We start from the raw sequence: 26,272 nt of genomic DNA on the forward strand, positions 1-26,272 counted from the left end.
ATGGTGATGGTGCGTCTATACGCCAATGTTGAGCACCAATAAAGGGCAGCCAAACGAAGCAGCCGCACATTGTTGCATCCAATCGTGAAGCAACTGCACCACGCTGCCCTCACCGTTTGGCGCCAGCGATTGATAAGGGCGCTCAGTGAATCTTGATCTGGTAAAGCACGCAGTAGATCACCGGTAGTACAATAAGGGTGAGTAGCGTGGCGACACCGAGACCACCAATCAGCGCGACCGCCATGCTGGCGAAGAATGCATCACTAATCAGCGGGATCAGCCCCAGCATGGTAGTCAGCGCAGCCATGGAAACGGGCCGGACACGACTAATGGCAGCGCGTACTACAGCGTGATAGCGATCTTTGTGCAGTGGTAGCTGCACATTGATCTCTTCTACCAGCACAATGGCATTCTTGATCACCATCCCAATCAAACTCAGTGTGCCCAGCAACGCCATAAACGAGAAAGGCATCCCAGTTATCAGAAGTGCAGCGACTACCCCGACAATGGTCAGCGGTACCAAAAACCAGATCGCCAGCGGCTGACGGAAGTTGTTAAACAACACCACCGTGATGATAAACATCATTACCAAGCCAAGTGGCAGTGAGGAAAACAGACCGCTCTGTGCTTCACCAGCAGTCTCAAATTCACCGCCCCACTCAAGTCGGTAACCGGGTGGCAGGTCAAGCGCCTCTACTTGCGGTCGAACTTGAGCCAATACACTAGCCGCTGTCACGCCACTGAGCGGGTCGGGTTCACCATATACTGCTAGCATGCGTTCGCGGTCACGGCGCATCATCAATGGGTCAGCCACCTGGGTCGTCACATCGCGCATCACTTGGTCTGCAGTGATGTAGCGCCCCTGTTCAGCGCTCCATACGTTAAGTGATCCGACGTTATCGATATCATTGCGCTGCTCGGGTATGGCCCTGGCAACAATCGGGATAAGGTCACTGCCGTCACGATAAATGCCCACCTGACTACCACTGGTACTTAGCGCCAGTGTGGCCGCCAGATTCTCACGGGTAACGCCCAGCCGTCGCGCTGTGTCTTCGGCAAAAATTGGCACCACGGCCTGAACACGGTTACGCCAGCTAGTGCGTACGCTGACCATATTGGACGTATCACTAAACAGGGCTGCAACTTGTTCACCGAGCTGGCGTAAGACAGCAGGATCGCTGCCGTATAGCCTTGCTTCAATTTTCGCTTTCGGAGCAGGGCCAACTTCCAACGGGGCAATTTTATAGTCGATATCACTGTGATCACGTTCAAGCACCGCTTCAACATCCGCCATGCGCGCTTGCTGCGTGACCTTGTCATCAGTTTCAATTATTAGCTGCGAATAGCTGGCATAACGGTCTTCCGGCGCATAGGTTAGGGTAAAGCGCTGGGCACCGCCGCCAATAACGGTGGTAAGGTGGCGTACACCGTCCATGTCCATGACCACGTCTTCAAGTTCAGCGACCCGCCGTTCAGTTTCCAGAATATCGGTGCCTTCTGGTGTGCGGTAATCGACAAAGAAGAGAGGCGTATTCGAGGCAGGGAAGAAGGCATTCTTGACGGAACCAAAACCGACAACCGCGCCTGCCAGTATTACCAATACCAGCCCAATCGTCAGCCAACGCAGCCGGATACCCGCCACAATCACACGGCTAAATACGCGGTACACCACGCCTGTATAGGGGTCTTCGTCTGTGCTGCTAGGGGCGACATTGCGAAACAGCAGCTTGAAATAGAAAGGCGTGAGCGTCAGCGCTGTTAGCCAACTTAACAGCAATGAATACAGCAACACATAGAACAGCGAGCCGATAAATTCACCGGTGGTATCCGGCGACAACCCAATTGGTGCAAACGCCGCCACTGCAATCAGCGTGGCTGCCAGCAGCGGCCAAGCGTTTTGCTTAATCACCTGATGTGCCGACTCACGAATACTTTGGCCGCGCTTAAGGCCTACTAGCATGCCTTCGGTAACCACAATGGCATTATCGACCAGCATACCCAAGGCGATAATCAGCGCACCCAGGGAGATTTTCTCCAGTTGCAAGCCGTGGATACGCATCAACATAAAAGTGCCAATAATGGTGATCAGCAGAATAAAGCCCATCAGTAGACCGCTGCGCCAGCCCATAAACAGCATTAGCACTACAATAACGATGGACACCGCCTGAAGCAGGCTGATTAGAAAACCGGATACCGCGTCATCTACCACGCTCGGCTGGTCATAGACCACATTAAGCTCCATACCCAACGGCGAACGTGCCTCCAGTTCCTCTAGCCGTTGATCTAAGCGGGCACCTACTTCGACCACGTTGACGCCACTTTCAAACGAGATGCCTAGGGAAATGGCCGGCCGCCCCATATCGCGATAGAGCAGTTGTGGTTGCTCGGCTAAGCCACGGGAAACCTCCGCGATATCGCTCAACCTCACTAACTCACCGTTGCCTTCACTGACGATGAGCGCACGTAAATCATCAATATTGGCAGAACTACCCGACGGCGTTACCCGGAAACGCTGGCCTCCCTGCTTTAAGTGTCCCGAATCGACTACCGCATTTTGCGTATCAAGCAGTTGTTGGAGTGAACTTAGAGGGATGTTCAGCGCACGTAGCCGCTCTCGGTCAACTTCTATGAAAATGCGCTCTTCCCTGACCCCCGCCAGCGACACCTTTTCAACCCCCTCCACCAAGGCGAGTTCACGCTTAAGAAACTCGGCATGACCTTTTAAGTCAGGCATGGCGTAGCCATCCCCGGTCAGGTTAATCATCAGACCGAAAACATCGCCAAAATCGTCATTAACACGAGACTGACTCGCGCCTGGCGGCAAGGCAGCTTGAGCATCGCCCACTTTGCGGCGTAGGGAATCCCAAAGCTGTTGCAGCTCATCGTTTTGAACCGTGCTTTGCAGTTCAACGGTGATCTGCGAAAACCCATCAGAACTCACCGAACTGATGCGTTTGATCGAGGGCATTTCTTGAATGGCTTCTTCCAGCGTTGAAGTAACTTCCTGCTCTACTTCTTCTGGTGTAGCGCCAGGGTACTGGGTAGTGACCAGCGCATTGCGAATGGTAAATTCAGGAAACTCAAGCTGCCCCATACCCGTGAAAGCCAGCGACCCACCTACGAGTAGCACCACGGTCATTAAATAACTAGCGGCCCGGTGGCGTAAGAAGTAATCAACCATCTTATAGCCCCTGTTCCTTGACCCATGGCGTTACCCGCATTTCCGTACTAACGCGATGGGCTCCCGCCGCCACCACACGATCATTCGCGTCCAGCTCACCACTCACCTCTAGTCCCTTAGATGTCAAACGCCCCACCTCAACTGGCACTGCCTCTAAACGGTCAGGTGATTGAAAACGCCACACCACCGCCTGCTCTGGACTATCAGCGAGATAGCTAATGGCCTCAGGCGGCAAATGCCACACGGCACTGTCGGACGCTGGTAAAAGCTGGCCTAAATCAAGCCGTACGGTGGCGCTCATACCATCGAGCAGCGTGATATCGTCTGGCTGCGGCAGCCGGAGTGTTACCTCATACGCAAGGCTTTGGGCACTGGCTTGAGTGGTGTACGACGCTAGTTGCGCAAGATAAGGTTTTTCGCTGTTGCCAAACCGCACTTCAAAGGCCATCGCCGTTTCAAAGGGTGAAACACTGTCACTGCGTGGTATTTGCTGAACAATTTGCTGTGGTAAATGAAAGACCACATCAAGCTGCCCTGGCTGCTGAATCACCGCCACCGTTTCTTGCACTTGAACGATCTGCCGGTTATCTACGGGCACCTGAGCAATCACGCCATCATAAGGAGCGCGTAGCTGGGTGTTTTCTAGCTGTTCTTCAGCTTGCTCAAAAGTCGCCCGAGCAGCACGCCATTCCGCCTCTGACTCATCAAACCGAGCCTGGCTGATCGCACCGCGCTCTAAGGTGTAACGCATACGCTCGCGGGTTGCTTGCGCCAACTCTAACCGCGAACGGGCGCTGTCCAACTCGCTGCGCACGTTACGATCATCAATACGGGCGATGAGAGTGCCTTCCGTTACCTGCTGGCCTGGGCTCACGTTAACCTCTAAGAGCTCGCCCGCCATGCGAAACGACAGATTGCTGCGTGTAGTGGCTTCAACCCGCGCAGGAAACTGGCGCTGCAGCGCTGCGCCAGACGCTTCCAGTGTGATCAATTTCACCGGCCGGGGAGGATGTTCATTCTGATCCTCGGCATCAGCGGCACCCGCCACCAGCAGCAGAACCAGCAACGCTGGAAGTAATCGAATCACAGTGTTACGCACAGCGGACTCCTCGGCGGTGTTATTAATACGCAGTCAGGGGGAATTTCACTGACATTCATGAATGTCAGTTAACGTGTATACTAATAGCCTACTGGCGACTTTGCCATTCAGTAATGCCAATATATGAGCACTTTTTTGTTAGGAGCTGCTATGTCACGCCGCAAAGCTGAGGCTGAACGCACCCGCGAGGCCATACTTGATGCCGCAGAAACTCAGTTTCTCGCCCAAGGCGTGTCGCGCACTACCTTGGCCCATATTGCGGCGGCAGCAGGGGTTACCCGCGGTGCGATTTATTGGCATTTTGAGGATAAAGCGGCCGTATTTAATGCCCTGCTTGAGCGTGTTCGCGTGCCGCTTGATGAGATCGTCGATGAAACAGTGCTTCGTTTAGGCAATGCTCCGACTCAGTGTTTACAGGGAATTGCCCACAGTGCACTCCGCGCTATTTGCTATAACCTTCCGCTGCAGCGCGCCGCGACCATTGTGCTGCACCGCTGCGAAAAGTTAGAAGATGACCATCCGCGTATCAGTATGATTACCCAACTATCAGAGCATTCAAAAGCGCAGGTAGAACAGCTCTTCGAACAGGCTAAGCTGAGCGGCCAATTACGCCAGGGCCTTAGCCCTTCAAGTGCCCGCCTTCAGTTTCACAGCTTTTTAATCGGCGTTTGCTTTGACTGGCTGCAAGACCCACAACAGTTTGAATTGGCAGACGAATACGAGAGCATGGTCGACACCTTAATGCGAGGGATGATGGTGGACCATGCAAAACATCACGTCTAAGCCCGCTTCTTGTACCGGTTCAGCACATTATCTCGCATAGCAGCGGGCATAGAGCAGCGGGCATGGTCTTGGTTAGCTGATATCTAATAAGTAGCCATAAAATGCTGTGTTCCGCTGCCACCCTAACGACTCATAAAGCTGCTGGGCACGCTCGTTTTCCACCTGAGTCATAAGAATCAAACGCGCGACGCCATGCTCACGCGCCAGCTGGGTGGCCGCTTCCATTAATGCTCTGCCCGTGCCTTTCTCGCGACTCTCCGGCACTACAAAAAGATCGTTTAGCGTCCAACGGGCGTTTAAGCCTACTGTAGAAACCCCAGGATAAAGCTGCACGAAGCCGGTAAGGGCACCGTCACTCGTTTCGCTCACCAAGATACGTGAGTCCGCCTGCCGAAAACGCTGCTGCAAAAAGTCACGTGCCGCACCGCTATCGCTCGGCTGCTGATAGAACTGCCGATAGCCCTCCAGTAACTCGGTTAAGGTATCAAGGTCGTTAATAGTCGCTGCGCGAATTGTAATCATGCTGCCGCCTCCTAGAAGTATTCCTTAGCATCTTAGTCGTAAGCTACCTTCATCCCAACGCAGTTGCTCTTGATCAAGTCAAACTGACCTCCAGTAAACAACGTATCGGCAATGAAAGACAGTCGGTGCCGCAGCATACCTGTCTTAAAAAGACAGCTAATCAGTACAACGAATCCGGCTTCCATCGGCTGACAACCAACGGCTATTTGAAAAGCACTGAGTAGAAAGTTATCAGTTAAGCTTGAATTAGCGCACCCTTCTCAACAAATGCGCTATATCTAGATGAGCGGTCTGCGTATTCGCGCAGTGCTTTCTTGTAGTAGGGTATGTTTTTTACACACTCATCTATCTATCCATCAAACAGCAAGGGGACAACACGTTCCCAATGGGGTCAACGTGGTTCAATCGCTCTCTTCGCACACAGAATCCCGCGCTTCAAGATGGAAGGCTTGGAGCGTGCACATCTTAACCGCCAGCGGCGTACTGCTCGGCACAATGGCGCTACTTTCACTAATCGACAATAACCCAGTCGCCTGCTTACTCTGGCTAGGTGCAGCAATGATGGTCGATGGTTTCGATGGCACCCTGGCGCGTAAGTATGAAGTAAAAACCGTTCTGCCCCACTTCGATGGTTCGACGCTTGATATGGTCATCGATTATCTAACCTGGGCGTTTATTCCCGCTCTGTTTATTTATTTCTTTATTGAGTTGCCGCCCAATTTCGAATTGCTGTCAGTGTTCATCATTCTGTTGTCATCGATGTTCTGTTTCTGCAATGTCGATATGAAAAGCCAAGATAATTATTTTGTTGGCTTTCCTGCCGCCTGGAACATCGCCGCGGCCTATTTTTATATTCTCGATTTACCGCCCTTCATCACCTTTGCGTCTATCGTTTTTCTAGCCATTCTTACCGTGACTAAGATGAAGTTTCTTCATCCGTTTCGTGTTCGTCAGTTCATGCCGCTCAATATCGCCATCACGCTGTTATGGTGCGCATGTACAACGTCACTGGTGCTCTCCAGCCCCGACCATGCCGCTTGGGCACTATGGGGATGGGGCATTGCATCCGTTTACTTCATCGGTATGTGCGTCTGGCGTACCGCTCAAGAGGCGTTTTAACTTAGCGATAGCAAACAATGCTTACTTCAGCGCCACCTCATGCTGCAGTGCCTCATCCACCATCTCGGTGGCAAGCTCCCCCACGGTGCGCACGGCATCTTCAATGGCCGGTGTTAACGTAAATGCATAGTTAAGACGTAAACACTGGCGAAACTTGCCAGAGGCTGAAAATAGCGAGCCAGGTGCCACATGGATAGCGCGCTGAGCCAAGCGCTCATTAAGGCGCACACAATCCACCAAGGCGGGTAACTCCACCCATAGCAAAAAACTGCCTTGCGGATAGCTAATGCCCGCACCTTTTGGGAAATAGCGCTGCACCCAGTTGATCATGATGTCCCGTTGGCGCTGATATTGGCGAATGGCATAGCGAAGGTGACGCTCGTAGTGGCCTTTGGCAACAAACTCGGCTACCGCCAGCTGCGGTAATGTGGCGGAGGCACCGGTAGAGACATACTTCATATGCAATGCCTTGTCCCGATAACACCCCGGCGCCAGCCAGCCCACCCGCAGCCCAGGCCCCACCGTTTTGGAAAAACCGCTGCATAACAACACCCGCCCATCATCGTCGAAAGACTTCACTGTCAACGGCCTTGGGTGGGTATAGGCGAGATCACCGTAGATATCGTCTTCAATAATGGCCACGTCGAAGCGTTGGGCAAGTTGAAACAGCGCCTTTTTGCGCGCCTCGCTCATGGTGTAGCCCAGCGGATTGTTATACGTCGGAGTGACCTGTATGGCACGGATCGGCCACTGTTCCAGCGCCATTTCCAATGCTTCCAAACTGATACCGGTTTGCGGATCAGTAGGAATCTCTAACGCTTTTAGGCCATTGGCTTTTAGGATCTGCATGGTGCCGTAAAAGCTGGGCGAGTCCACAGCCACCACATCGCCAGGCTGAGTGAGGGTGCGCAGTGCTATCGACAATGCCTCCTGACAGCCGGTGGTGATCATAATGTCATCTGGATGCAGCAAACAACCGGACGCAATGGCCAAGCGCGCTACCTGCTGACGCAGCTCGGGGCTACCACTTAGTTTGTCGTAGTTAAAGCCATTCAGATCGTGCTTACGATGCAGCCCCGACAGTATTTTCGACAACGGCTTAAGCGTTTCGTAAGCCAGATTCGGCACACCGCGCCCAAGCAACAGCCGACTATCGTCACGCTGTGTAGCGACCAGCTCTAGTACTTGATCCCATTGGGAGACATCCAGTGGGCACTGCGCAGGACGAGAGACAGATGGCAGCACCGCAGGCACTCTGCTTGGAAGAACAAAGTAGCCCGATTTCGGCCGTGATTCGATCAGCGACACATCCAACAGTTGCCGATAAGCTTCCTGAGCGGTCGAGATACTGACATTAAACTCCTGACATACCACTCGAATAGAAGGCAAGCGATCACCCACGCGGTAAATACCGTGCTCAATTCGCTCCCGCAAAATGCCAGCAACCTCCTCGTAGCGAGTCATACTCTTACCTTCTGTTTTTTAAAAACAGCCTCCAATACAGCGTTAAATATAAGCTTCTAAGCAATACAGATTCCTGCATTAGCAAGCATACAGAGGTATAGCACAGGTCATCTGTATCTTAAAAATAGAAAAGTCTATATCTGTATTGCTCTAACGCGGCTGCGTAATCTGGTGGAGCACATTGCCATCCAGGAGAACCGCTATGTCACGCTTCAGCCTCACCCAGATTCGCTGTCAGTTACGCCACTATCATCAGCACCGTCGCAGCCGCCGCCAGTTACTAACCCTCGATGACCGACTGCTGGAAGATATTGGAATCACTCGTGCCCAAGCGTGCAAAGAGGGGCATAAACCGTTTTGGCGGCACTCGCCAATTAACAGGGGGCTGTATGAACATCGCTGAGCATGATCTTTTTATATCGCGCTAACGGGGCTATGCCAGCGAATCTAGAGCGGTGGCCACTGCATCAAACAGCCGCTCTAGCTCAGCTTCCGTGGTGCCAAACGGAGGGCCGAACTGCAGCGTGTCGCCGCCATAGCGCACGTAAAACCCAGCTTCCCACAAGGCTAAATGGGCATCTCGGGGGCGAATGGTTGGGTCGCTATGACGGGGCTCCAATTGAATTGCCCCCGCTAAGCCATAGTTGCGAATATCAACAATATGGTTACGGCCTTTTAGAGCATGAAGCTTTTGTTCAAACGCAGGCGCTATCGCGCTGACCTGGGCCGGGAAGTTTTCGCGCTCCATTATTTCAAGCGCAGCTAAGCCAGCCGCGCAAGCGACGGGGTGGGCGCTGTAGGTGTAGCCGTGGGGAAACTCAATGGCGTGTGGGGCACCCCCCGCGTGCATGAAAGTGTCGAAAATGTCGCTGGAGGCAATCACTGCCCCCATAGGAACCGCACCGTTAGTGATTTGCTTGGCAACGTTCATAATATCCGGCGTAACGCCAAACGCTTCGGCACCAGTGGTCGCACCGCTACGGCCAAAGGCGGTAATAACTTCATCAAATATCAGCAGAATATCGTGGGCGGTACAGATCTCGCGCAGCCGATCCAGATAGCCTTTGGGCGGCACAATTACCCCTGCAGAACCAGACATCGGCTCAACAATCACCGCCGCAATAGTCGAGGCATCGTGCAGGGCAATTTGATCAAGCAGCGCATCGGCAAGTTCGGCACCGGTTTCTGCTTGGCCCCGGGTAAACGCATGGCCCGCTTGCAGGGTGTGCGGAAGATGCGTGACGTCCATCAATTGGCCGTAATGCTTGCGGTTGCCACCAATACCGCCCAGGCTGGTACCACCAATATTCACCCCGTGATAGCCCTTGGCTCGGCCAATCATACGGGTTTTCTCAGGCTTACCTTTTAACCGCCAGTAGGCCTTGGCCATTTTGACCGAGGTATCGGCAGCTTCTGAGCCAGAGTTAGTGAAGAACACATGATCCAAGCCTGCAGGAGTAAGGCTGGCGATTTTTTCCGCTAACTTAAACCCCAGCGGATGGCCAATTTGGAAGCTTGGCGCAAAATCGAGCGTGCCCAGCTGAGCCGACACGGCCTGTTGAATCTCTTCACGGTTATGGCCCGCGCCGCAGGTCCATAAGCCAGAGAGTGAATCGAATAGCTTACGGCCCTGGTCGTCAATGTAGTAGCGCCCTTCTGCGCCAGCGATAACCCGTGGATTGGCGTGAAAATCCCGGTTTGCGCTAAACGGCATCCAAAAGTGTTGATTAAGCGCGCTAGGGGAAGCGCGCTCCTCATCAATAAACGCTTGGGGAGTGGTGGTGTTTTTTAGGCCAAACATGTTGTTCAGCTCCATCGCTATGAGACATGGCCTCAGCATGCGCCACCGAACACGTTTATAAAATTACGATTTTCTTTTGCTCACGTTAGAAAATTTATACGTAATAGGCACCACCGCACAGCCGCCCTGCCAAACGGTGGCTCATTACTTATAGTACGACGTCATACCCTTCAAACTTGGGCGGGCCAAGGTAGATACCTTCCGGTGCTTTGGCATTGGCGTGGGCTTTGCGAAACGCTTCCGACTTGGTCCAGGCGCGAAAGGCATCTTCCGACTCCCATACGCTGTGGGAGATAAACACGGTATGGTCTTCCTGGCTTTCACCCTGCAGCATTTGGAACTGCTTAAAGCCCGGCACTTCATTAAGATGAGAATCACGGTTACGCCATACGTCCAAAAAATCCTCTTCACGGCCTGGGGCTATCCGAAAACGGTTCATCGCAATATACATCGTCACTCTCCTATTAAGCTGATCCAGTTCTGCTGGATTAGTTACGTCAACGTCACCCTGATGGTAACGTCATGGTTTATCGGCGAATAGCGCTCAACCATCAGGATACGGCATGGCTAAGGCACCCATCCAGGTCGTTTGGTTCAAACGCGATTTACGCATTCATGATCATGCGCCGCTTACCAATGCGGCCGCAGCTGGCCCGGTGCTGCCGCTCTTCGCCATTGAGCCTGACCAATGGCAAGCAGCGGATAGCGCGTTACGCCATTGGCAGTTTGCTGCAGATTCGCTTGTCGACCTCTCCAACGCTTTAGCAAAACTGGGCCTACCGCTATGTATCTGGCAAGGCGATATTGTCGGTTTGCTGAAGGCACTAAAAGCATACTACGGCCACATTGCCCTTCACTCTCACCAGGAAACTGGCAACGCCTGGAGTTTTGAACGAGATAAACGGGTGCATGCTTGGTGCCAAACCAACGGCATCACTTGGCAGGAAACCCGCCAACAGGGCGTGGTACGCGGGCTCAGCAGCCGCACGGGGCACCAAACCCGCTGGGAAAGCCACTGGGAATCGCTAATGTCGGCACCGACCTACCTTGCACCGCAAAGCGCCCAAACAGCCCCAGGTTGGGAAATCTTTCATCACCTTGACGTTGAGCAGCTACACACCCTGACGCTGGGGTTTGATACCACGCCGTGCCCCCAACGCCAGCGTGGCGGGCGCAGTGAAGGCCGCGCGCTTTGGCGCAGCTTTGTGCAAGCACGCGGGCGGCGTTATCGCGGCTCGCTGTCTAAACCGCTGTTGGCCTGGGAGTTTGGCTCACGGCTTTCACCTCACTTGGCCTGGGGCACGCTTTCCATGCGTGAAGTGGTCCAGTCGCTACGCCTTCAGCGGGAAAAACACAGCGATGACACGGCGTGGTCACGCTCGCTGCGCGCCTTCACTTCACGCCTTTACTGGCACTGCCACTTTATCCAAAAGCTAGAGAGCGAACCCAGCATTGAGAACCAAACGCTGCACCCGGCGCTGCGCGGCTTAAGAGAGCGTGACCCTACTCACCCTACTCTTATCGCTTGGAAACGTGGCCAAACCGGGGTGCCACTGGTAGATGCCTGTATGCGCAGCTTGATCGCGACTGGCTGGCTTAACTTTCGAATGCGCGCCATGCTAATTTCCCACGCCACGTTTGGCCTTGGGCTGCACTGGCGGGAACCGGCGCTGCACCTAGCGCGGCTGTTTACTGACTTCGAGCCGGGCATTCACTACCCTCAGGTGCAGATGCAAGCAGGAGCCACCGGCACTAATGCGCTGCGGGTATATAACCCGATTAAACAGGCGGAAGATAACGACCCCACTGGCGAGTTCGTCGCTCGCTGGGTACCAGAGCTAAAAAGACTACCGTTAGAGTGGCGTGCGAGGCCCTGGGCACTACCCGAAAGCCTGTGCCAGCGATTTGGTTTTCAGCCAGGCGAGCATTATCCGCTGCCCAACGATTTTGAAACCGAAGCGCGGCACTGGAAGAAAATGCTGCATGAGCTAAGACGCACGCCAGAAGCCAGAGAGTCCAGCCGAGCCATTGTAGATAAGCTCGCTAGCCAGCGGCGACCCAACAAGCGTACTAACACTAGAAAGCCCGTTAATCGCAAACAGCTTTCACTATTTGATAACGAGCTATTTGATAACGAGCTATTTAGTAACGATATGCTTGCCGACAATGAAGCCACGCACGGTGAAACAGCGCCGTTAGAGGGAAACAAACCTTCCAAATAGCCCCTTACCATAGCCCCTTACCAATGGCAGGGGCTATTTTTAACCGTCAGCGCAGCAAGTTAAATAAAACGCCCTAAGCCCACCGCAGAACGCAACCGATCCATAGTCACCGCCGCTTCTTCCCTAGCGCGTTCAGCACCTTTTTGTAGAACTGCTTCAATATACGCAGGGTCTTCCATCAATGCGGTGTAACGCTCGCGGGGTGCGCTTAAGTGCGCGTTTAAGTAGTCAAACACGTGGTTTTTAGCATCGCCCCAACCGATACCTGCCGCATATTGCTCACGTAGCGCTGCGGCTTCTGCATTGCTGGCAAACGCTGCGTAAATTTGGAACAGCGTGCAGGTATCGGGGTCTTTAGGCTCACCGGGTTCCAGTGAGTTGGTTTTGATTTTACGCACCAACTTTTGCAGCTTCTTCTCGCTAGAGAAAAGCGGGATCGTATTGTTATAGCTTTTGGACATCTTACGACCGTCCAGCCCTTTCAATACCTCCCCTTTTTCATCCACAACGGCTTCAGGCTGAACAAAATATTGGCCTTTAAACAGGTGGTTGAAACGGCCGGCGATATCACGCGCCATTTCAATGTGCTGAATCTGGTCGCGCCCTACCGGCACTTTATTGGCGTTAAACATTAAGATGTCGGCAGCCATTAACACCGGATAGCCGAACAAGCCCATTGTGATACCTTTATCAGGGTCCTGGTCGCCGGCTTCTTCATTTTCTGCAACCGCCGCTTTGTAAGCATGAGCGCGGTTCATCAGCCCCTTGGCGCACACGCACGACAGCATCCACATCAGTTCGGGAATTTCTAAGATATCCGACTGGCGATAGAAAATGGCGTTATCGGTATCTAACCCTAACGCAAGCCACGTAGCGGCGATTTCCAGCCGCGACTCCTGCACACGCTTAGGATCTTGGCACTTGATCAGCGCGTGATAATCAGCAAGGAAGTAAAACGACTGTACGTTGGGGTCTTGGCTTGCCTCAATGGCAGGCTTAATAGCACCCACATAGTTACCAAGATGTGGCGTTCCGGTCGTGGTAATCCCGGTCAGCACACGGGTTTTAGCTGTCTGACTCATAGTGTGGATCCAGCTGAATAAAGGTCAAAAAAGGTAAGTCATTGTACACTTAATGCCAAACCACCGTCGCCTTTGTCTGCTGGCTTACCTCCCCTTCCTTCACGTTGATAAAGACAGGTAAGCTCTGTGCCAGCAGCGATTCGCCATCAGTACTATCCACAGCAATCACCGCCCCGAGTGCCATCACCCACGGTTGACCATCGCGTTCAATCGGGATAAATAAGCAGCTATTGTGCTCACAGGCACTGCTAAGCACCGTGGTTAACGGGTGCGCCACTAACTCTTCCCAGCTAATGATGTCCTCCCACCGATTAGGATGTTCACTGTCGATAGCAAGCACGCCCTCTCCCCACACCAGCTCACTAAAAGAAGCCACCGCCTGGGCAGCCGCTATTTCAGCACGCATTTGCGCTAACGTCGCAGCGCGGTAGTTACTTGCTAAACGCTCCTCTACCAGAGCGGATTGCACACTGATCGCGCCGACGACCACGGCGCTAGCCAGTAACCCCATGACCACGACTAACGCAACTCCTTGCTCCTGATGTCGATGTCGATGTCGATGTCGCATATCGCCTCCTTGCGAGTACTTATTGGCAAGCTTAAAGCCCCGCCTGTAGCGCAGCCGCGCGATGGGTAACGTAAAAATCAACCGCAGCCCCCTGACGACCCAGCGGCAGCGACACCATGCTGACGCCTTTGCCGACTGGCGTTCCAAGCGGCTCGTCTCGTTCACAGCCAACGCCTGCTGCATCGTCCGACGTTGTATAGTCAAAAGTGACCAATGGCTGAGACTCCCGCATATCTTGAACCGTGCAGCGGCAGTGGGCATCAACCACCACACACTGCAGACGAAAAAAAGGCGCTCCGTTTTCATCGGTAGCGCCTTGTCTGCGTAATGTGTCAGCAACGGTTGTCGCCACATAAAGAAGCGCTTCCTGATGGCGACCCAGCTGATCTACCTGCTTAAACGTATGAAAGGTGCTTAAGAAAAGCTGGCCTGCGCCAAGAACCACCACCACGCCAATGGCCATGGCAACTAATAGCTCTGGTAAGGTAAAACCGCGCTGCTCATCCATGGCAGGCCCACCGTTACGGTTGGTTGGGAAGTTGGAACACGTAGTTGAAACTATCGTGGGGTTCGTTCGGCTCAGTACGTAGGCGCACCACCACATCAAACTGGCAGCCTTGTCGGTCGATACGGCTCTCTTGCCCCTGAGTATGGCTAAGCACTGCTAGTGGGTCCGTAAACCAGTGGCTAAGCCAAGCAGATTCAATCGTCGCTAACGGAATACTATTGCAGCGTTGGTGCGCAGCAAGTGCTGCCCATAGTCGCTCTTGGGCATCTACCGCAGCAACGTTCGCCAGCGACTGCGTATAGCCAGCGCTAGCACTTTGCAGGGCTTTTACCTGCATAGCCGCCACGCCCATCAGCCCAAACGCTAATATCACCAGCGCAATCAGCGCTTCAACTAGCGAAAGGCCACGTTGCCTGGGCATTTACCAGCACGCCTCAGGCAGGCGCTCGCCCCGTGCATTAAAGTGAATATCGCTGTTACAGCCATCGGCTTGGGTTGTTGTAGCCGTCAGTAAAAAGCCACCGTCGTCTTCACTGCCATCAGAAGACGTAATGGTGTAGTTGCCATCGGGAGAGGCAGGCGTAAACGTGCAGTCGGTGTAAGCGTATTGGCGTGAATAGCAGCGCTCAAGCTCAGAAGCGGCCTGCAACAACCCTGCATGCGCGTCGGTGCGCAGCGAACGCTCTACGTAACGGGTGTAACTTGGGTAGGCAATACCCGCCACTATTCCAATAATCGCGACGGTAATTAGCATTTCCACTAGCGTAAAACCGTGCTGGCGAGCCTCCTGGCAGCTAGCACGGTACAGACAAGCACGACGAAAAAGGCATGAAGGCACTGAGCGTGCTCCTGTATCAGTTGGCCCATACGCGAAGTATGTCGCAAACCGATACACTTTGCATCAGTCGCTTACAATCACTTGCTCACGCAGCTCTTTCGGCATCGAAAAGGTGATGTTTTCCTCGCGCCCCTGAAGCTCAATAGGCACCGCTGCTCCTAACGCTTGCAGCTTATCAATCACGCCTTTTACCAATACTTCTGGCGCACTGGCACCCGCAGTGACCCCTATACGGCTTACATTTTCAAGCCACGCTGGCTCAATTTGGTCGGCATTGTCGATTAAGTAAGCGGGCGTACCCATCCGCTCGGAAAGCTCACGTAGGCGGTTAGAGTTGGAGCTATTAGGGCTGCCAACAACCAGCACCAAGTCGCTATCTGCGGCCAACTCCCGTACTGCATCCTGGCGATTTTGAGTGGCATAGCAAATGTCGTCTTTGCGCGGCCCCTGGATCTCTGGGAATTTTTCACGCAGTGCGTCAATCACCTTAGCCGTGTCGTCCATCGAGAGCGTGGTTTGGGTCACAAATGCCAGCGCTGCGGGGTTATTAACCACCAGCTTCGCCACGTCCTGTTCATCCTCGACCAGATAGATCTGGCCGCCGTGAGAGGTATCATAACGCCCCATGGTGCCTTCGACTTCCGGGTGGCCTTCATGGCCGATCAAAATGCACTCCTGACCACGCTTGGCGTAGCGCAGCACTTCCATATGCACTTTGGTCACCAGCGGGCAGGTCGCATCGAAGACTTTAAGGCCGCGCTGCTCGGCGTCCTGCTGCACCGCTCGGGAAACACCGTGAGCCGAGAAGATCACGATGACGTCATCGGGCACTTCATGGAGTTCTTCCACAAATACCGCGCCCCGTTCACGCAATGTTTCCACCACAAAGCGGTTATGAACCACCTCGTGGCGCACATAAATTGGCGGACCGAAGACATCTAGCGCACGGTTAACAATGTCGATCGCGCGATCGACACCCGCACAAAAACCACGCGGGTTCGCTAGCTTGATCTGTACCGGCTGTGTTGGCTGAGATGACTCTGATGACTGCATAAAAGCGCCTTGATGCTATTGCATCGCCTGTTAAATGAAAACGAGTGCTTAAAATCAGTGCTTGGTGATTGGTGTCACGTTCAATACGTCAACTTCAAACGTTAGCGTACGGCCCGCCAGTGGGTGATTAAAATCGACTTCCACACGGTCACCGTCAATGGTTTTGACCACACCAGGCAATTCCGTTCCCGCCTTATCGGCAAATGACATCACCATACCAATTTCCGGCTCTTCATCACCAAAATCAGCGCGTTTGAGGGTTTGGATATTTTGCGGGTTATGCTGCCCAAACGAGTGCTCAGGGGTAATCTGAAAAGACCCGCTCTGGCCAGCAGCCATACCTTTAATAGGGTGTTCAAAGCCAGGCGGCAAATTGCCATCGCCATATTGAAAGGTAGCAGGCGTTTTCTCTTTAGTGGAATCAACTACCGTGCCGTCTTCTAGCTTCAGCGTAAAGTGCAGGGTAATTTCCATACCGTCATCGATTAGGTAGTCCATAACGTTCCTCGCAATCGTATGCAAATAGTCATGTGGGCAGTGTATCACTGCCCTTTCATCGTGGAGCCGTTACGCGGCTTTTTTGCGACGCCGATCACCCATTATCGACTCCCAAATTAACCCTACCGCTCCTAAGGTAATGCCGATATCAGCAATATTAAAGGCGGGGTAATACCAGCCAGCAGCGTGGAACGATAAGAAGTCCACCACGTAGCCATGGACTAAACGGTCATACAGGTTACCCAGGGCACCGCCAATAATTAGCGGCAACGCCACAGCCAGCAGCTTTTCATCCGCTCTAACGCGGGCAAGCCAGATGGTTAAGCCAATGCTGGCACCAATGGCCACAATGGCAAAAAACCAGCGCTGCCAGCCAGGGTGGTCCGCTAAAAAGCTAAACGCCGCGCCAGTGTTGTGCAGCAGCGTAAGGTTGAAAAACGGCAGCACTTCAACGGGCTGGGCATAATTCAAAAAGTGGCTGGCCATGTACTTGGTCAGCAAATCCAACACGATGACCGCCACCGCCAGCCACAGCCAGCGCAGCGGCCGCCGCATGGGCGGCCGCTGGTGTGGATCGTTGGTGGTTAACGCAGGATTAGGCATAGTGACGAATCTCGCCGCTGCCTTCGGGAAGATTGCTAATACAGCGGCCACACAAATCTGGGTGCTCAGCATGAGTGCCAACATCGGCACGGTGGTGCCAGCAGCGCTCGCACTTCTGGTGCTCGCTTGCACTAACGGCCACTTTCAAGCCGTCAAGCTCGGTGCTTTCGGCGTTGGCAGCATCCGCTAGCGGTGCCAGATGTACTTCACTGGTGAGAATAACGAAGCGCAGCTCATCGCCCAACTTGGCAAGCGTGGCGTTCAGCTCATCGCTAACGTAAAGCGTCACTTCCGCCGCCAAACTACCTTTGATGACTTTAGCATTACGCGCGTCTTCCAGGCACTTGTTCACCGAGTGCTTCACTTCAAGCACTTGCTCCCAGAAGGCACGGCCCATCGCGGCATCATCTGCCAAGGTGCCAAGTTCGGTGTAGTAGGTTTCCAGCAGCACACTGTCGCCACGCTCGCCGGGAATATGCTCGTAAATCTCCTCGGCAGTGAACGACAGAATCGGTGCAACCCAGCGGCTGAGCGCTTCAACCACATGATAAAGCGCCGTTTGGGCGCTGCGGCGGGCCAACGAATCTGTTTGGGTGGTGTACTGGCGGTCTTTGATAACATCCAGGTAGAAACCGCCCAATTCCCGTGCACAGAAGCCGTGCACCTGCTGGTACACATCCAGGAAACGGTACTCTTCATAGGCTTTTTCGATGCGCCCTTGCAGCTGTGCCGCGCGGTCAACTACCCACTGATCCAGCGCCAGCATATCGCCAAAGGCCACCTGATCTTTAACCGGATCAAAACCGTTCAGGTTAGAAAGCAAGAAGCGCGCGGTGTTACGAATGCGGCGGTACACATCGGCGGTGCGCTTGAGAATCTCATCTGACACCGCCATTTCACCAGAGTAATCGGTAGACGCGACCCACAGGCGAAGAATATCGGCACCCAGCTTATCCATTACTGTTTGCGGCGCAACCACATTGCCGATGGACTTCGACATCTTGCGGCCCTGGGCATCGACCGTGAAACCGTGGGTCAGCAGCTGACGGTACGGCGGGTGGCCGTCAATCGCGGAGCCGGTCAGTAGCGACGAATGGAACCAACCACGGTGCTGGTCCGAGCCTTCCAGGTACAGGTCAGCACGCGGGCCGCTTTCATGGCCATGGGGGTGCGAGCCGCGCAGTACATGACGGTGCGTGGTGCCGGAATCAAACCAAACATCCAAGGTATCGGTGACTTTGTCGTACTCAGCCGCTTCAGCACCTAAAAGCTCTGCAGGGTCGAGTTTAAACCACGCCTCAATGCCCTCTTGCTCCACGCGCTTAGCGGCTTCTTCCATTAGCGAAACCGTGTTCGGGTGCAGCTCGCCGGTTTGCTTATGCAGAAAGAACGGAATCGGCACGCCCCAGTTACGCTGGCGAGAGATACACCAATCAGGGCGATTAGCGATCATGCTATGCAAGCGCGCCTGCCCCCATGCGGGAGTAAACTCGGTGGCTTCAATACCTTCCAGCGCCCGCTCGCGCAGGGTTTTGCCGTCTTTACCTTGAATATCCATGCCCACAAACCACTGGGCAGTAGCGCGGTAAATCACCGGTGACTTATGCCGCCAGCAGTGCATATAGCTGTGCTTGATGGGCGTATGCGCCATCAGCGCGTTCACTTCGCGCAGCTTCTCAACGATATTCGGGTTGGCTTTCCAGATCATCTGACCGCCGAAGAACGGCAGATCATCGGCATAAACACCGTTGCCCTGCACCGGGTTGAGCATGTCGTCAAAGCTCATGTCATGCTCACGGCAGGTGATAAAGTCATCCATGCCGTAGGAAGGCGCAGAGTGAACAATACCCGTGCTGCCCACTTCCGACTCAACGTAATCCGCTAGATACACCGGCGAAAGACGATCATAGAACGGGTGACGGAAATTGATCAGGTCCAGCGCTTTACCTTGCGCAGTAGCCATCACGCTACCGGTCAACCCATAGCGCTCTAAACAGCTTTCTACCAGCTCTTCTGCGAGCAGCAGCAGGCGTTCGCCGGTATCCACTAGCGCATAGGTAAACTCAGGATGAACGTTCAGCGCCTGGTTGGCAGGAATTGTCCAAGGCGTGGTGGTCCAGATCACCACTGCCGCTGGCTTGGGCAATTCGCTTAAACCAAAGGCCGCTGCCAGCTTGTCGGCATCTTCGACCGGAAAAGCCACATCGATAGCATCGGATTTTTTATCAGCGTACTCAACTTCCGCTTCGGCCAGCGCCGAGCCACAATCAAAGCACCAGTTAACTGGTTTTAAGCCTTTAAACACGTAGCCCGCATCGACCATATCGGCCAACGCACGGATTTCCCCCGCCTCGTTGGCGTAGTCCATCGAACGGTACGGGTGGTCCCAGTCACCAATAATACCCAGACGCACAAAGTCCGCTAGCTGGGTTTCGATCTGTGCACCAGCGTACTCACGGCATAGCTCACGGGCTTTATCGGCAGCCAAATGTTTACCGTGGGTAGTTTCTACCTTGTGCTCAATAGGCAGACCGTGGCAATCCCAACCCGGCACGTAAGGCGCATCAAAACCCGCCAGGTTTTTTGATTTAACGATAATATCTTTAAGAATTTTATTAACGGCGTGACCGATATGAATGCTGCCGTTGGCGTAGGGAGGGCCATCGTGCAACACAAACAGCGGCGCGCCCGCGCGGGTGTCGCGCAAGCGCTGGTACAGGTCCATATCCTGCCATTTAGAAACGCGCCCTGGCTCCTGCTTCGGCAGCATGCCGCGCATGGGAAAGTCGGTTTCTGGCAAGTTTAGCGTGTGCTTATAATCCATAGTCCGGTCAGCCGTCGTTAGCATCGGCGGCGTTATCCGCCGAAGAGAAATCAGAAGAAGCGGTCTCACGCCCAAGCGGGGCCGAGGCCAGCGGAAGAGCATTCATGCAGCCAGTACCCGCTGTCGCAAAGTAGCGGCGCGCTCTGGCTTGATCGTGTTCAATTTGCGTTTTCAACGCATCAAAATCATCAAACTTCACTTCCCCGCGTAGCCGCGCGCAGGGGTAAACCGTCAGCCGCTGACCATAAAGGTCGCCTGAAAATTCCAATAAATGAACTTCCAGCGTCGGGCGCTTAGACCCCACCGTTGGCCGAAAGCCAACATTTGCTACTGCGGGGTAACGCTGGCCATTAGCCAGTTCAGCCACCACGGCAAACACACCGCGCAGCGTTAACGGCTGGGGCAATAGCGGCAAGTTAGCAGTAGGCACACCAATGGTGCGCCCTAGCTGTTGGTCACGCACCACGCGGCCATGCAGTGAATAAGGCCGACCTAGCAGGCGCGCCGCAACCTCGAAATTGCCGCTGGCAAGTAAGGTGCGCACCCGCGTGCTAGATACCCGCTCGTCATCAACTTTAAAGGTGCGGGTGTGCTCTACACCAAACCCTTCCACCAGCCCGACGGTTTCCAGCAGATTGAAGTCGCCACGGCGGTCACAGCCAAATCGGAAGTCGTCGCCCACCACCAAATGCTTTACCCCTAGGCCATCAATCAGCACCTGATCGATAAACTCGCGCCCGGTCAGGCTGCGCAAGGCATCGTTGAAGGGTAGGCATAGCACCTGCTCGGCCCCATGATCGCGCAGCAGGCGCACTTTTTCGCGCAGGCGGGTTAGCCGTGGCGGCGCTTGCTCACCGGCAAAAAACTCCCGCGGCTGAGGTTCAAACACCACCACCGTCAACGGCACATTCAAGCGCGCCGAATGCTCACGGCACTGCTGCAGGATCGCCTGATGGCCGCGATGCACACCATCAAAATTACCGATGGTAGCAACGCAGCCACGATGAGCCGCTGTCAGATTGTGCAGACCTCGTATGACGTGCATGGCACCTCTTTTTTAAAAGCGTTTGCCGTTTTAAAAGCGTTTACCGTTTAAAAGCCTTCGATTATAACGAACGCGCTGTTCCGGTGCAGGGGAAGATTACCTTCGTCCTGGCATTAGCTACTCGTTCACCTTACTGCTGGCTGTTTGCGCATTAACTATTCATTTTAAAGTGACGCAGCCGCAGGCCAAATGCGGTCAGCCAAGCGAAATAAAGCCCGCCGCCCAGCACGACTAATCCTGTCACCCAGTAAATGCGCTGCCACAGCTCAAACTCAAGCCATGCCTGCCAATCAGGGGCTACCAGATAAAGCGCACTGCTCATTAACGCGCTGCCGCCCACTAATTGAACGGCGTAACGTCCCCACCCTGGCTGAAAGATCAACACCTTCTGGCGATAGAGCAGATACCCCAGCAACCCAGCATTTAAAAATGCCGACAGTGCGGTCGCCAGCGCCAAACCCGCGTGGGCAAGCGGCCAAATCAACAGCAGGTTGAACACCATGTTAGCCACCATGGCGATAATGCCCACTTTCACCGGCGTTTTAGTATCCTGACGGGCAAAGAAACCCGGCGCTAACACTTTAATCAACATAAACGCCACCAGCCCAAACGCGTAGGCACGTAGGCTCATGGCAGCCATTTGAATATCGTTATCAGTCATTGCCCCGTAGTGGAACAGGGTAATCAAAAACGGTTCCGCCAACACGGCCAACGCCAGCGCGGCGGGCACTCCTAACAACAGCACCACACGAATGGCCCAGTCCAGCATGGCCGAAAAGTGTTCGGTGGACTGCTCCGCATGGCGTTTAGAAAGCGCTGGCAAAATAATCGTACCAATCGCCACACCAAACACCCCAAGCGGCAGCTCGACCAACCTATCCGAATAGTACAGCCATGACACGCTACCCGCCGTTAATAACGACGCCAATACGGTGTCCAGCAGCAGATTAATCTGCGAGACCGACACCCCAAACAGCGCGGGGGCCATCAGCTTCAGAATGCGCTTCACCCCTTCATGGGCAAAATTTGGCCACGGGGTTGGCAACAGCCCCAGGCGCAGCAAAAACGGCACCTGAAACACTAATTGGGCAGCCCCGGCAATCAACACCCCCCAAGCCAGCGCCATGGCGGGCTCTTCCATTAACGGCATGAGCAGCAGCGCCGCGCCAATCAGCGAAAGATTCAGCAGCACCGGGGTAAAGGCGGGCACCGCAAAGCGGTTCCAGGTGTTCAACACGCTACCCGAAAAAGCGGTTAACGAAATCAGCAGCAAATAGGGAAACGTCAGCCGCAGCATATCGGCAGTCATGGCTAACTTTTCGGGGTCACGCCCGAAGCCAGGGGCAAATACCCACACCAGCCACGGGGCACCCAGCATCGCCAACGCGGTTATTAGCGCTAAAATGGCCGTTAGGCTGCCCGCCACCGCATTTAGTAACTCACGAATTTCCTGCTTACTGCGCTGGGTAGAGTACTCGGAAAGCACCGGCACAAAGGCTTGGTTAAACGCCCCTTCAGCAAACAAACGGCGCAGAAAGTTAGGAATTTTAAACGCGACAAAAAACGCATCGGCCCCGCTTCCCGCCCCCAAAAAGGTCGCCACCACCACATCGCGCACCAGCCCCATCACTCGCGACAGCATGGTCATCGCGCTGACCACTAACCCAGAGCGCATCAACCCGCGGCGCGGGGGAGACATATTGGCTTGCGGAGGCGTGTTCGTGGTCATGACTCAATCCATAAGCTCACAGTGCATCGCTACAGGCGATGTTCAGACACAAAAAAACCGGCCGCAGCCGGTTTTTTTTATGGCGCCTGCCGGCTTACGCCGCCAGAGCCTTAATGCGCTTGTTCAAGCGGCTTTTCAGACGTGCAGCTTTCTTCTTAGAAAGAACGTCTTTATCAGCGATGCGGTCGACAACCGGCTGCATAGCCCGGAACTCTTCCATCGCTTTGCCATGATCGCCAGTGCTGATCGCTTTGATCACACGCTTGATGTAGGTGCGGACCATGCTGCGCTGGCTGGCTTTCAGGACGCGACGAGTCTCGGCCTGGCGGGCGCGCTTGCGTGCTTGCTTGCTGTTCGCCACAGGTATCTCCTTGGAGAATAAAGGTTGCCAATCAACGGCAACGAATTAACTATGTATTTGTCGGTCGGCTTTTATCTCTAGGTTTTCACCTCTAGGTTTTCGCCACGACACGACCTTTCCGTCAGTATCTTTCCACAACAACCAATTGATTTGGAAGCAATTAAAATGCTGCCAAATAGTGTAACGAGCAGTTCAAAATCTGCCCGCCCACGGGTCTTGTCTGAGAGGATGGCATAGTCTATCACGCGTTAAGCGGGCTTGCCAGCGCTTGTCAATGCTTTTCTACCCGCAGCATCACGCTTAATTCAGCACCTCTTTCGCTCTACAGGCTGTATCAAACTCTATTTCTTCAAAGACTATTTCTTCGAGTCCAAGAAACCAACCTGCGCATACGCGTTGCGTAGCCACACCTTCATGCGCTGACGCTCGGCAATATTCATAAGGCTACGGTCGTTGGCCACCGCCCAAAAGCTGCTGTTGTTGAAGTCAATTTTCTGGGTCAGTTTGGCATGTAGCTTGGGCAGCTCTATCAACGTAGCGCCCTGGGCGCTGGCCTGTTGATAAACATCAGAGCGCTGGAAGCGCGTGAAACTCTCACCCCGCCCCAAGTTTTGCACCACCACTAGCTCAACCGGCTGGGCACTGTAACGTTCCAGCACCTCGGCAAGCAGTGCAACAGAATCCGCACCATCATCCATCACGTGCCACCACACCACCTGCATGCCTAGCTCATTCAACAGCCCAAACACATCGGTATCTTCAATCCAGCGGTTAATCGGCTGGGCAGACTGTGCCGCCAAATCAATAATTAAGTCCCGCTCGGGGTGCTCTTCCAGCGCCGTCAGTATGCCGTCTAGGCTATCGTCGTCGCCCACCACCACGGGGGAGGCATAATCCTGATAAAAACGCGAAAACGTACCGTGGGAAGCATCGCAATCAAACCCCAAGAATGGCATCTCGTGATCGATGTAATACTGCGCCAACACCCGCGCCGTCATCGACTTACCCACCCCACCTTTCTCACCGCCAATAAAGTGCACCCTGCCCATACCTGTTTCTCCAGTGTGGTTAAACACCCAGCCCTTAGCGAATTTAGCAGGAAATGGCAAAAGCGGAAGACATAACAAGAGTGTTAATACGCAGGCAAATACGCCAACTCATGCTGCTGGTTAATTTCATCCACCGTGCGAGCACGCGGTTGCAGTTGGTCTTCATCAAGATCAAACCGGGCAATCGCCTCGCCTAACTGACTTGAGCGCAAGCGAAGCTCTTCCCCCGTGGCGGCGGTTTGCTTCACCAAGTCCGCATTCTGTTGTGTCACGCCATCCATTTGCGTTACCGCCTGCCCAACTTCTTGTACCGCTCGTGCCTGTTCGGCGCTGGCCTGACTGATTTCACCCACCAGAGCGGTAACGCGATTAATTGCCTCAACAACACGGTGCGTTTTTTCGCTGGCTTTATTCACCAGGGAAGCGCTCTCCGTTACCTGCTGTAAATTAGCGTGAATAAGCTCACTGATTTGGCGCGACGCCTCTGCACTGCGCGTGGCCAGGTTACGCACTTCTTGAGCCACCACTGCAAAACCGCGCCCCGCCTCACCGGCCCGCGCGGCTTCCACTGATGCGTTTAACGCTAAAATATTGGTTTGGAAAGCAATGCTGTCAATCAGCGATACAATCGTCACGACTTCTTCCGAGCGGGTATTCAGCGCCTGCATCGCAGACTCCACCTGCTTAACCATAGCGCCGCCTTCTCCAGCAAGCGCGGCAGCATCACTGGCCTGATGATCGACCTGCTTGGCACGCTCAGCATTATGGGCAACCGTAGAACCCAGCTGCTCCATGGCAGTGGCTGATTGCGTCAGCATACTTGCCTGCTGCTCAACGCGGCTTAAGAGTTCCGTACTATTATCAGAGATCTGATAGCTGTCATTCTCAACTTCAAACGAGGCCAAACGAACACGGTTGACGGTCTCGGAGAGCTGCTGCGTCATATCGCTCAGGGCCTGCATAATACTGTTTTCGGAAAATCTGTTTTCTGAAAACCTGTTTCCCGAAAAACCACTTGCTGAAACACCGTTCGCCGCTGTACTGAAATCGCCGGAGCCAATGGTTTGCACACGTTCCCTGACTTTTTCTGGCGTCGCGCCAAGGGTGCGTTTCAACCAACGCCCAGGTAAGGCGGCAATAATTAAGCTAATCACAATGGCCAGCCCTACCAACACCAGCATAGTGGCCTGAAAAGTGCCGGCTAACTCACGTGCTGCACGGGTTTCCTCAACACTGCGCACTTCTTGCAAATCGATAAACGCATTAATGTCACCCAGCCATTGCTTAAAGCGGGGTGCGGCATCTTCAAAAAGCACAAAACGAGCCGCAGACAGGTTATTAGTACTACGAAATGCCAGCACTTCCGCCACCGCTGCTTGTGTGCTTTCTGCCGTGCGCTGAATCTGCGCATAGGCTTCGCGCTCAGCCTCAGGGATATCGTCATGGGTGGTAAGCAGAGCAGACAGGGCGCTTTCCGCCTCTGCGTAATCCTCTTCTAATGCCTTTATAAGATCGAGCTGTTCTTGAACGGCGCTATAGGTAGTCAGCCCCACCACATCGCGCAGCGCAATGGCACGGTCGTGCACACTACCGCGAAAATCAATCGCGTAACGCTGCTTCATACCATGCACATCATTGATACGCGTTAACGCCTCATCAATCGCGTTAACGCGTTGAATACCAATCGCGGTAATGGCTACCATCAGGGCGATAATCACAGCAAAGCCCAACCAGAGCCAGTGCTGAAAACCAAGTGCATAACGACCTTTTTGCAGTAGCGCCATGGTGCTTCCTTAAGATAAGTGAACCAAGATGCTTAGCCACTGCAATATGCGTGCCGGGTTTTAATGCGGATAATCAGTCATTTATGGGCTTTAATGATAAATAAAGCGCTGCCCGCGCACCAAAAAAGTGCAAAGAAAT

24 protein-coding genes are annotated in these 26,272 nt (G+C 54.0%); 4 read left to right on the forward strand and 20 right to left on the reverse strand.

Annotated elements, in window-relative coordinates:
- Positions 1 to 142: 142 nt before the first annotated feature.
- Both K1Y77_RS15515 and K1Y77_RS15520 read right to left on the reverse strand, forming a co-directional pair.
- Positions 143 to 3,181, reverse strand: a complete 3,039-nt coding sequence (locus tag K1Y77_RS15515) for an efflux RND transporter permease subunit (RefSeq protein ID WP_264429394.1) — start codon at positions 3,179 to 3,181, stop codon at positions 143 to 145.
- A gap of 1 nt (position 3,182) precedes the next feature.
- The gene (locus K1Y77_RS15520; RefSeq protein ID WP_264429395.1) at positions 3,183 to 4,280 is read right to left on the reverse strand and encodes an efflux RND transporter periplasmic adaptor subunit; all 1,098 of its coding nucleotides are present in this window, start codon (positions 4,278 to 4,280) and stop codon (positions 3,183 to 3,185) included.
- Between the two features lie 150 nt (positions 4,281 to 4,430).
- On the opposite strand from K1Y77_RS15520, the gene K1Y77_RS15525 reads away from it, so the two are divergent.
- The gene (locus K1Y77_RS15525) at positions 4,431 to 5,063 is read left to right on the forward strand and encodes a TetR family transcriptional regulator (protein ID WP_030071146.1); all 633 of its coding nucleotides are present in this window, start codon (positions 4,431 to 4,433) and stop codon (positions 5,061 to 5,063) included.
- A 72-nt stretch (positions 5,064 to 5,135) separates the two neighbouring features.
- Here K1Y77_RS15525 and K1Y77_RS15530 read toward each other — a convergent pair whose 3' ends face one another.
- Positions 5,136 to 5,585 carry a GNAT family N-acetyltransferase gene (locus K1Y77_RS15530; protein WP_264429397.1) on the reverse strand — a complete coding sequence of 150 codons (450 nt, stop codon included), beginning with the start codon at positions 5,583 to 5,585 and terminating at the stop codon, positions 5,136 to 5,138.
- A gap of 396 nt (positions 5,586 to 5,981) precedes the next feature.
- On the opposite strand from K1Y77_RS15530, the gene pcsA reads away from it, so the two are divergent.
- The gene (gene pcsA / locus K1Y77_RS15535; RefSeq protein WP_406567233.1) at positions 5,982 to 6,704 is read left to right on the forward strand and encodes a phosphatidylcholine synthase; all 723 of its coding nucleotides are present in this window, start codon (positions 5,982 to 5,984) and stop codon (positions 6,702 to 6,704) included.
- 21 nt (positions 6,705 to 6,725) lie between these two features.
- Here pcsA and K1Y77_RS15540 read toward each other — a convergent pair whose 3' ends face one another.
- Complete coding sequence (locus K1Y77_RS15540; protein WP_264429401.1) at positions 6,726 to 8,168, reverse strand: aminotransferase-like domain-containing protein; 1,443 nt, start codon at positions 8,166 to 8,168, stop codon at positions 6,726 to 6,728.
- Positions 8,169 to 8,370: 202 nt separating this feature from the next.
- On the opposite strand from K1Y77_RS15540, the gene K1Y77_RS15545 reads away from it, so the two are divergent.
- Positions 8,371 to 8,571, forward strand: a complete 201-nt coding sequence (locus K1Y77_RS15545) for a DUF1127 domain-containing protein (RefSeq protein ID WP_264429403.1) — start codon at positions 8,371 to 8,373, stop codon at positions 8,569 to 8,571.
- A 30-nt stretch (positions 8,572 to 8,601) separates the two neighbouring features.
- Here K1Y77_RS15545 and K1Y77_RS15550 read toward each other — a convergent pair whose 3' ends face one another.
- Both K1Y77_RS15550 and K1Y77_RS15555 read right to left on the reverse strand, forming a co-directional pair.
- Positions 8,602 to 9,969, reverse strand: coding sequence for an aspartate aminotransferase family protein (locus K1Y77_RS15550; protein WP_320055271.1), 1,368 nt, complete (start codon positions 9,967 to 9,969; stop codon positions 8,602 to 8,604).
- A gap of 148 nt (positions 9,970 to 10,117) precedes the next feature.
- Positions 10,118 to 10,420, reverse strand: a complete 303-nt coding sequence (locus K1Y77_RS15555) for an antibiotic biosynthesis monooxygenase family protein (RefSeq protein ID WP_264429405.1) — start codon at positions 10,418 to 10,420, stop codon at positions 10,118 to 10,120.
- 112 nt (positions 10,421 to 10,532) lie between these two features.
- On the opposite strand from K1Y77_RS15555, the gene K1Y77_RS15560 reads away from it, so the two are divergent.
- Positions 10,533 to 12,191, forward strand: coding sequence for an FAD-binding domain-containing protein (locus tag K1Y77_RS15560; RefSeq protein WP_264429407.1), 1,659 nt, complete (start codon positions 10,533 to 10,535; stop codon positions 12,189 to 12,191).
- Between the two features lie 59 nt (positions 12,192 to 12,250).
- On the opposite strand, the gene K1Y77_RS15565 is transcribed toward K1Y77_RS15560, so the two are convergent.
- The 14 genes from K1Y77_RS15565 to K1Y77_RS15630 all read right to left on the reverse strand — a co-directional run bounded on the left by K1Y77_RS15565 (position 12,251) and on the right by K1Y77_RS15630 (position 26,133).
- Positions 12,251 to 13,273 carry a tryptophan--tRNA ligase gene (locus tag K1Y77_RS15565; protein ID WP_030071162.1) on the reverse strand — a complete coding sequence of 341 codons (1,023 nt, stop codon included), beginning with the start codon at positions 13,271 to 13,273 and terminating at the stop codon, positions 12,251 to 12,253.
- Positions 13,274 to 13,322: 49 nt separating this feature from the next.
- Complete coding sequence (locus K1Y77_RS15570; RefSeq protein ID WP_264429410.1) at positions 13,323 to 13,841, reverse strand: pilus assembly PilX family protein; 519 nt, start codon at positions 13,839 to 13,841, stop codon at positions 13,323 to 13,325.
- Between the two features lie 31 nt (positions 13,842 to 13,872).
- Positions 13,873 to 14,349 (reverse strand): PilW family protein, encoded by a 477-nt coding sequence (locus K1Y77_RS15575; RefSeq protein ID WP_030071166.1) that lies wholly within the window; start codon positions 14,347 to 14,349, stop codon positions 13,873 to 13,875.
- A 13-nt stretch (positions 14,350 to 14,362) separates the two neighbouring features.
- Positions 14,363 to 14,770 (reverse strand): type IV pilus modification PilV family protein, encoded by a 408-nt coding sequence (locus K1Y77_RS15580; RefSeq protein WP_030071167.1) that lies wholly within the window; start codon positions 14,768 to 14,770, stop codon positions 14,363 to 14,365.
- Positions 14,771 to 15,187, reverse strand: a complete 417-nt coding sequence (locus K1Y77_RS15585) for a type IV pilin protein (RefSeq protein WP_301583950.1) — start codon at positions 15,185 to 15,187, stop codon at positions 14,771 to 14,773.
- 63 nt (positions 15,188 to 15,250) lie between these two features.
- Positions 15,251 to 16,240: a 4-hydroxy-3-methylbut-2-enyl diphosphate reductase gene (gene ispH / locus K1Y77_RS15590; RefSeq protein ID WP_030071170.1), complete on the reverse strand. Its 990-nt coding sequence runs from the start codon at positions 16,238 to 16,240 to the stop codon at positions 15,251 to 15,253.
- Between the two features lie 54 nt (positions 16,241 to 16,294).
- The gene (gene fkpB / locus K1Y77_RS15595; protein ID WP_009097963.1) at positions 16,295 to 16,738 is read right to left on the reverse strand and encodes an FKBP-type peptidyl-prolyl cis-trans isomerase; all 444 of its coding nucleotides are present in this window, start codon (positions 16,736 to 16,738) and stop codon (positions 16,295 to 16,297) included.
- 69 nt (positions 16,739 to 16,807) lie between these two features.
- Positions 16,808 to 17,341, reverse strand: coding sequence for a signal peptidase II (gene lspA, locus K1Y77_RS15600; RefSeq protein ID WP_030071174.1), 534 nt, complete (start codon positions 17,339 to 17,341; stop codon positions 16,808 to 16,810).
- Positions 17,334 to 20,165, reverse strand: coding sequence for an isoleucine--tRNA ligase (gene ileS, locus K1Y77_RS15605; protein WP_264429416.1), 2,832 nt, complete (start codon positions 20,163 to 20,165; stop codon positions 17,334 to 17,336). The genes lspA and ileS overlap by 8 nt, the downstream gene beginning before the upstream one ends.
- Before the next feature lie 7 nt (positions 20,166 to 20,172).
- A complete protein-coding gene (gene ribF / locus K1Y77_RS15610; protein ID WP_264019186.1) occupies positions 20,173 to 21,210 on the reverse strand; it encodes a bifunctional riboflavin kinase/FAD synthetase in 1,038 nt (345 codons plus the stop codon).
- Between the two features lie 151 nt (positions 21,211 to 21,361).
- The gene (gene murJ / locus K1Y77_RS15615) at positions 21,362 to 22,939 is read right to left on the reverse strand and encodes a murein biosynthesis integral membrane protein MurJ (protein ID WP_264429419.1); all 1,578 of its coding nucleotides are present in this window, start codon (positions 22,937 to 22,939) and stop codon (positions 21,362 to 21,364) included.
- 94 nt (positions 22,940 to 23,033) lie between these two features.
- Complete coding sequence (gene rpsT / locus K1Y77_RS15620) at positions 23,034 to 23,300, reverse strand: 30S ribosomal protein S20 (RefSeq protein ID WP_009722795.1); 267 nt, start codon at positions 23,298 to 23,300, stop codon at positions 23,034 to 23,036.
- A gap of 356 nt (positions 23,301 to 23,656) precedes the next feature.
- On the reverse strand, positions 23,657 to 24,349 hold the full coding sequence (locus tag K1Y77_RS15625; RefSeq protein WP_264429423.1) for a P-loop NTPase family protein: 693 nt from the start codon (positions 24,347 to 24,349) through the stop codon (positions 23,657 to 23,659).
- Between the two features lie 83 nt (positions 24,350 to 24,432).
- Positions 24,433 to 26,133, reverse strand: a complete 1,701-nt coding sequence (locus tag K1Y77_RS15630; protein WP_264429425.1) for a methyl-accepting chemotaxis protein — start codon at positions 26,131 to 26,133, stop codon at positions 24,433 to 24,435.
- Positions 26,134 to 26,272 lie beyond the last annotated feature (139 nt).

The organism is Halomonas qaidamensis, from assembly GCF_025917315.1.
In the GTDB taxonomy this organism is placed as follows: Bacteria; Pseudomonadota; Gammaproteobacteria; order Pseudomonadales; family Halomonadaceae; genus Vreelandella; species Vreelandella qaidamensis.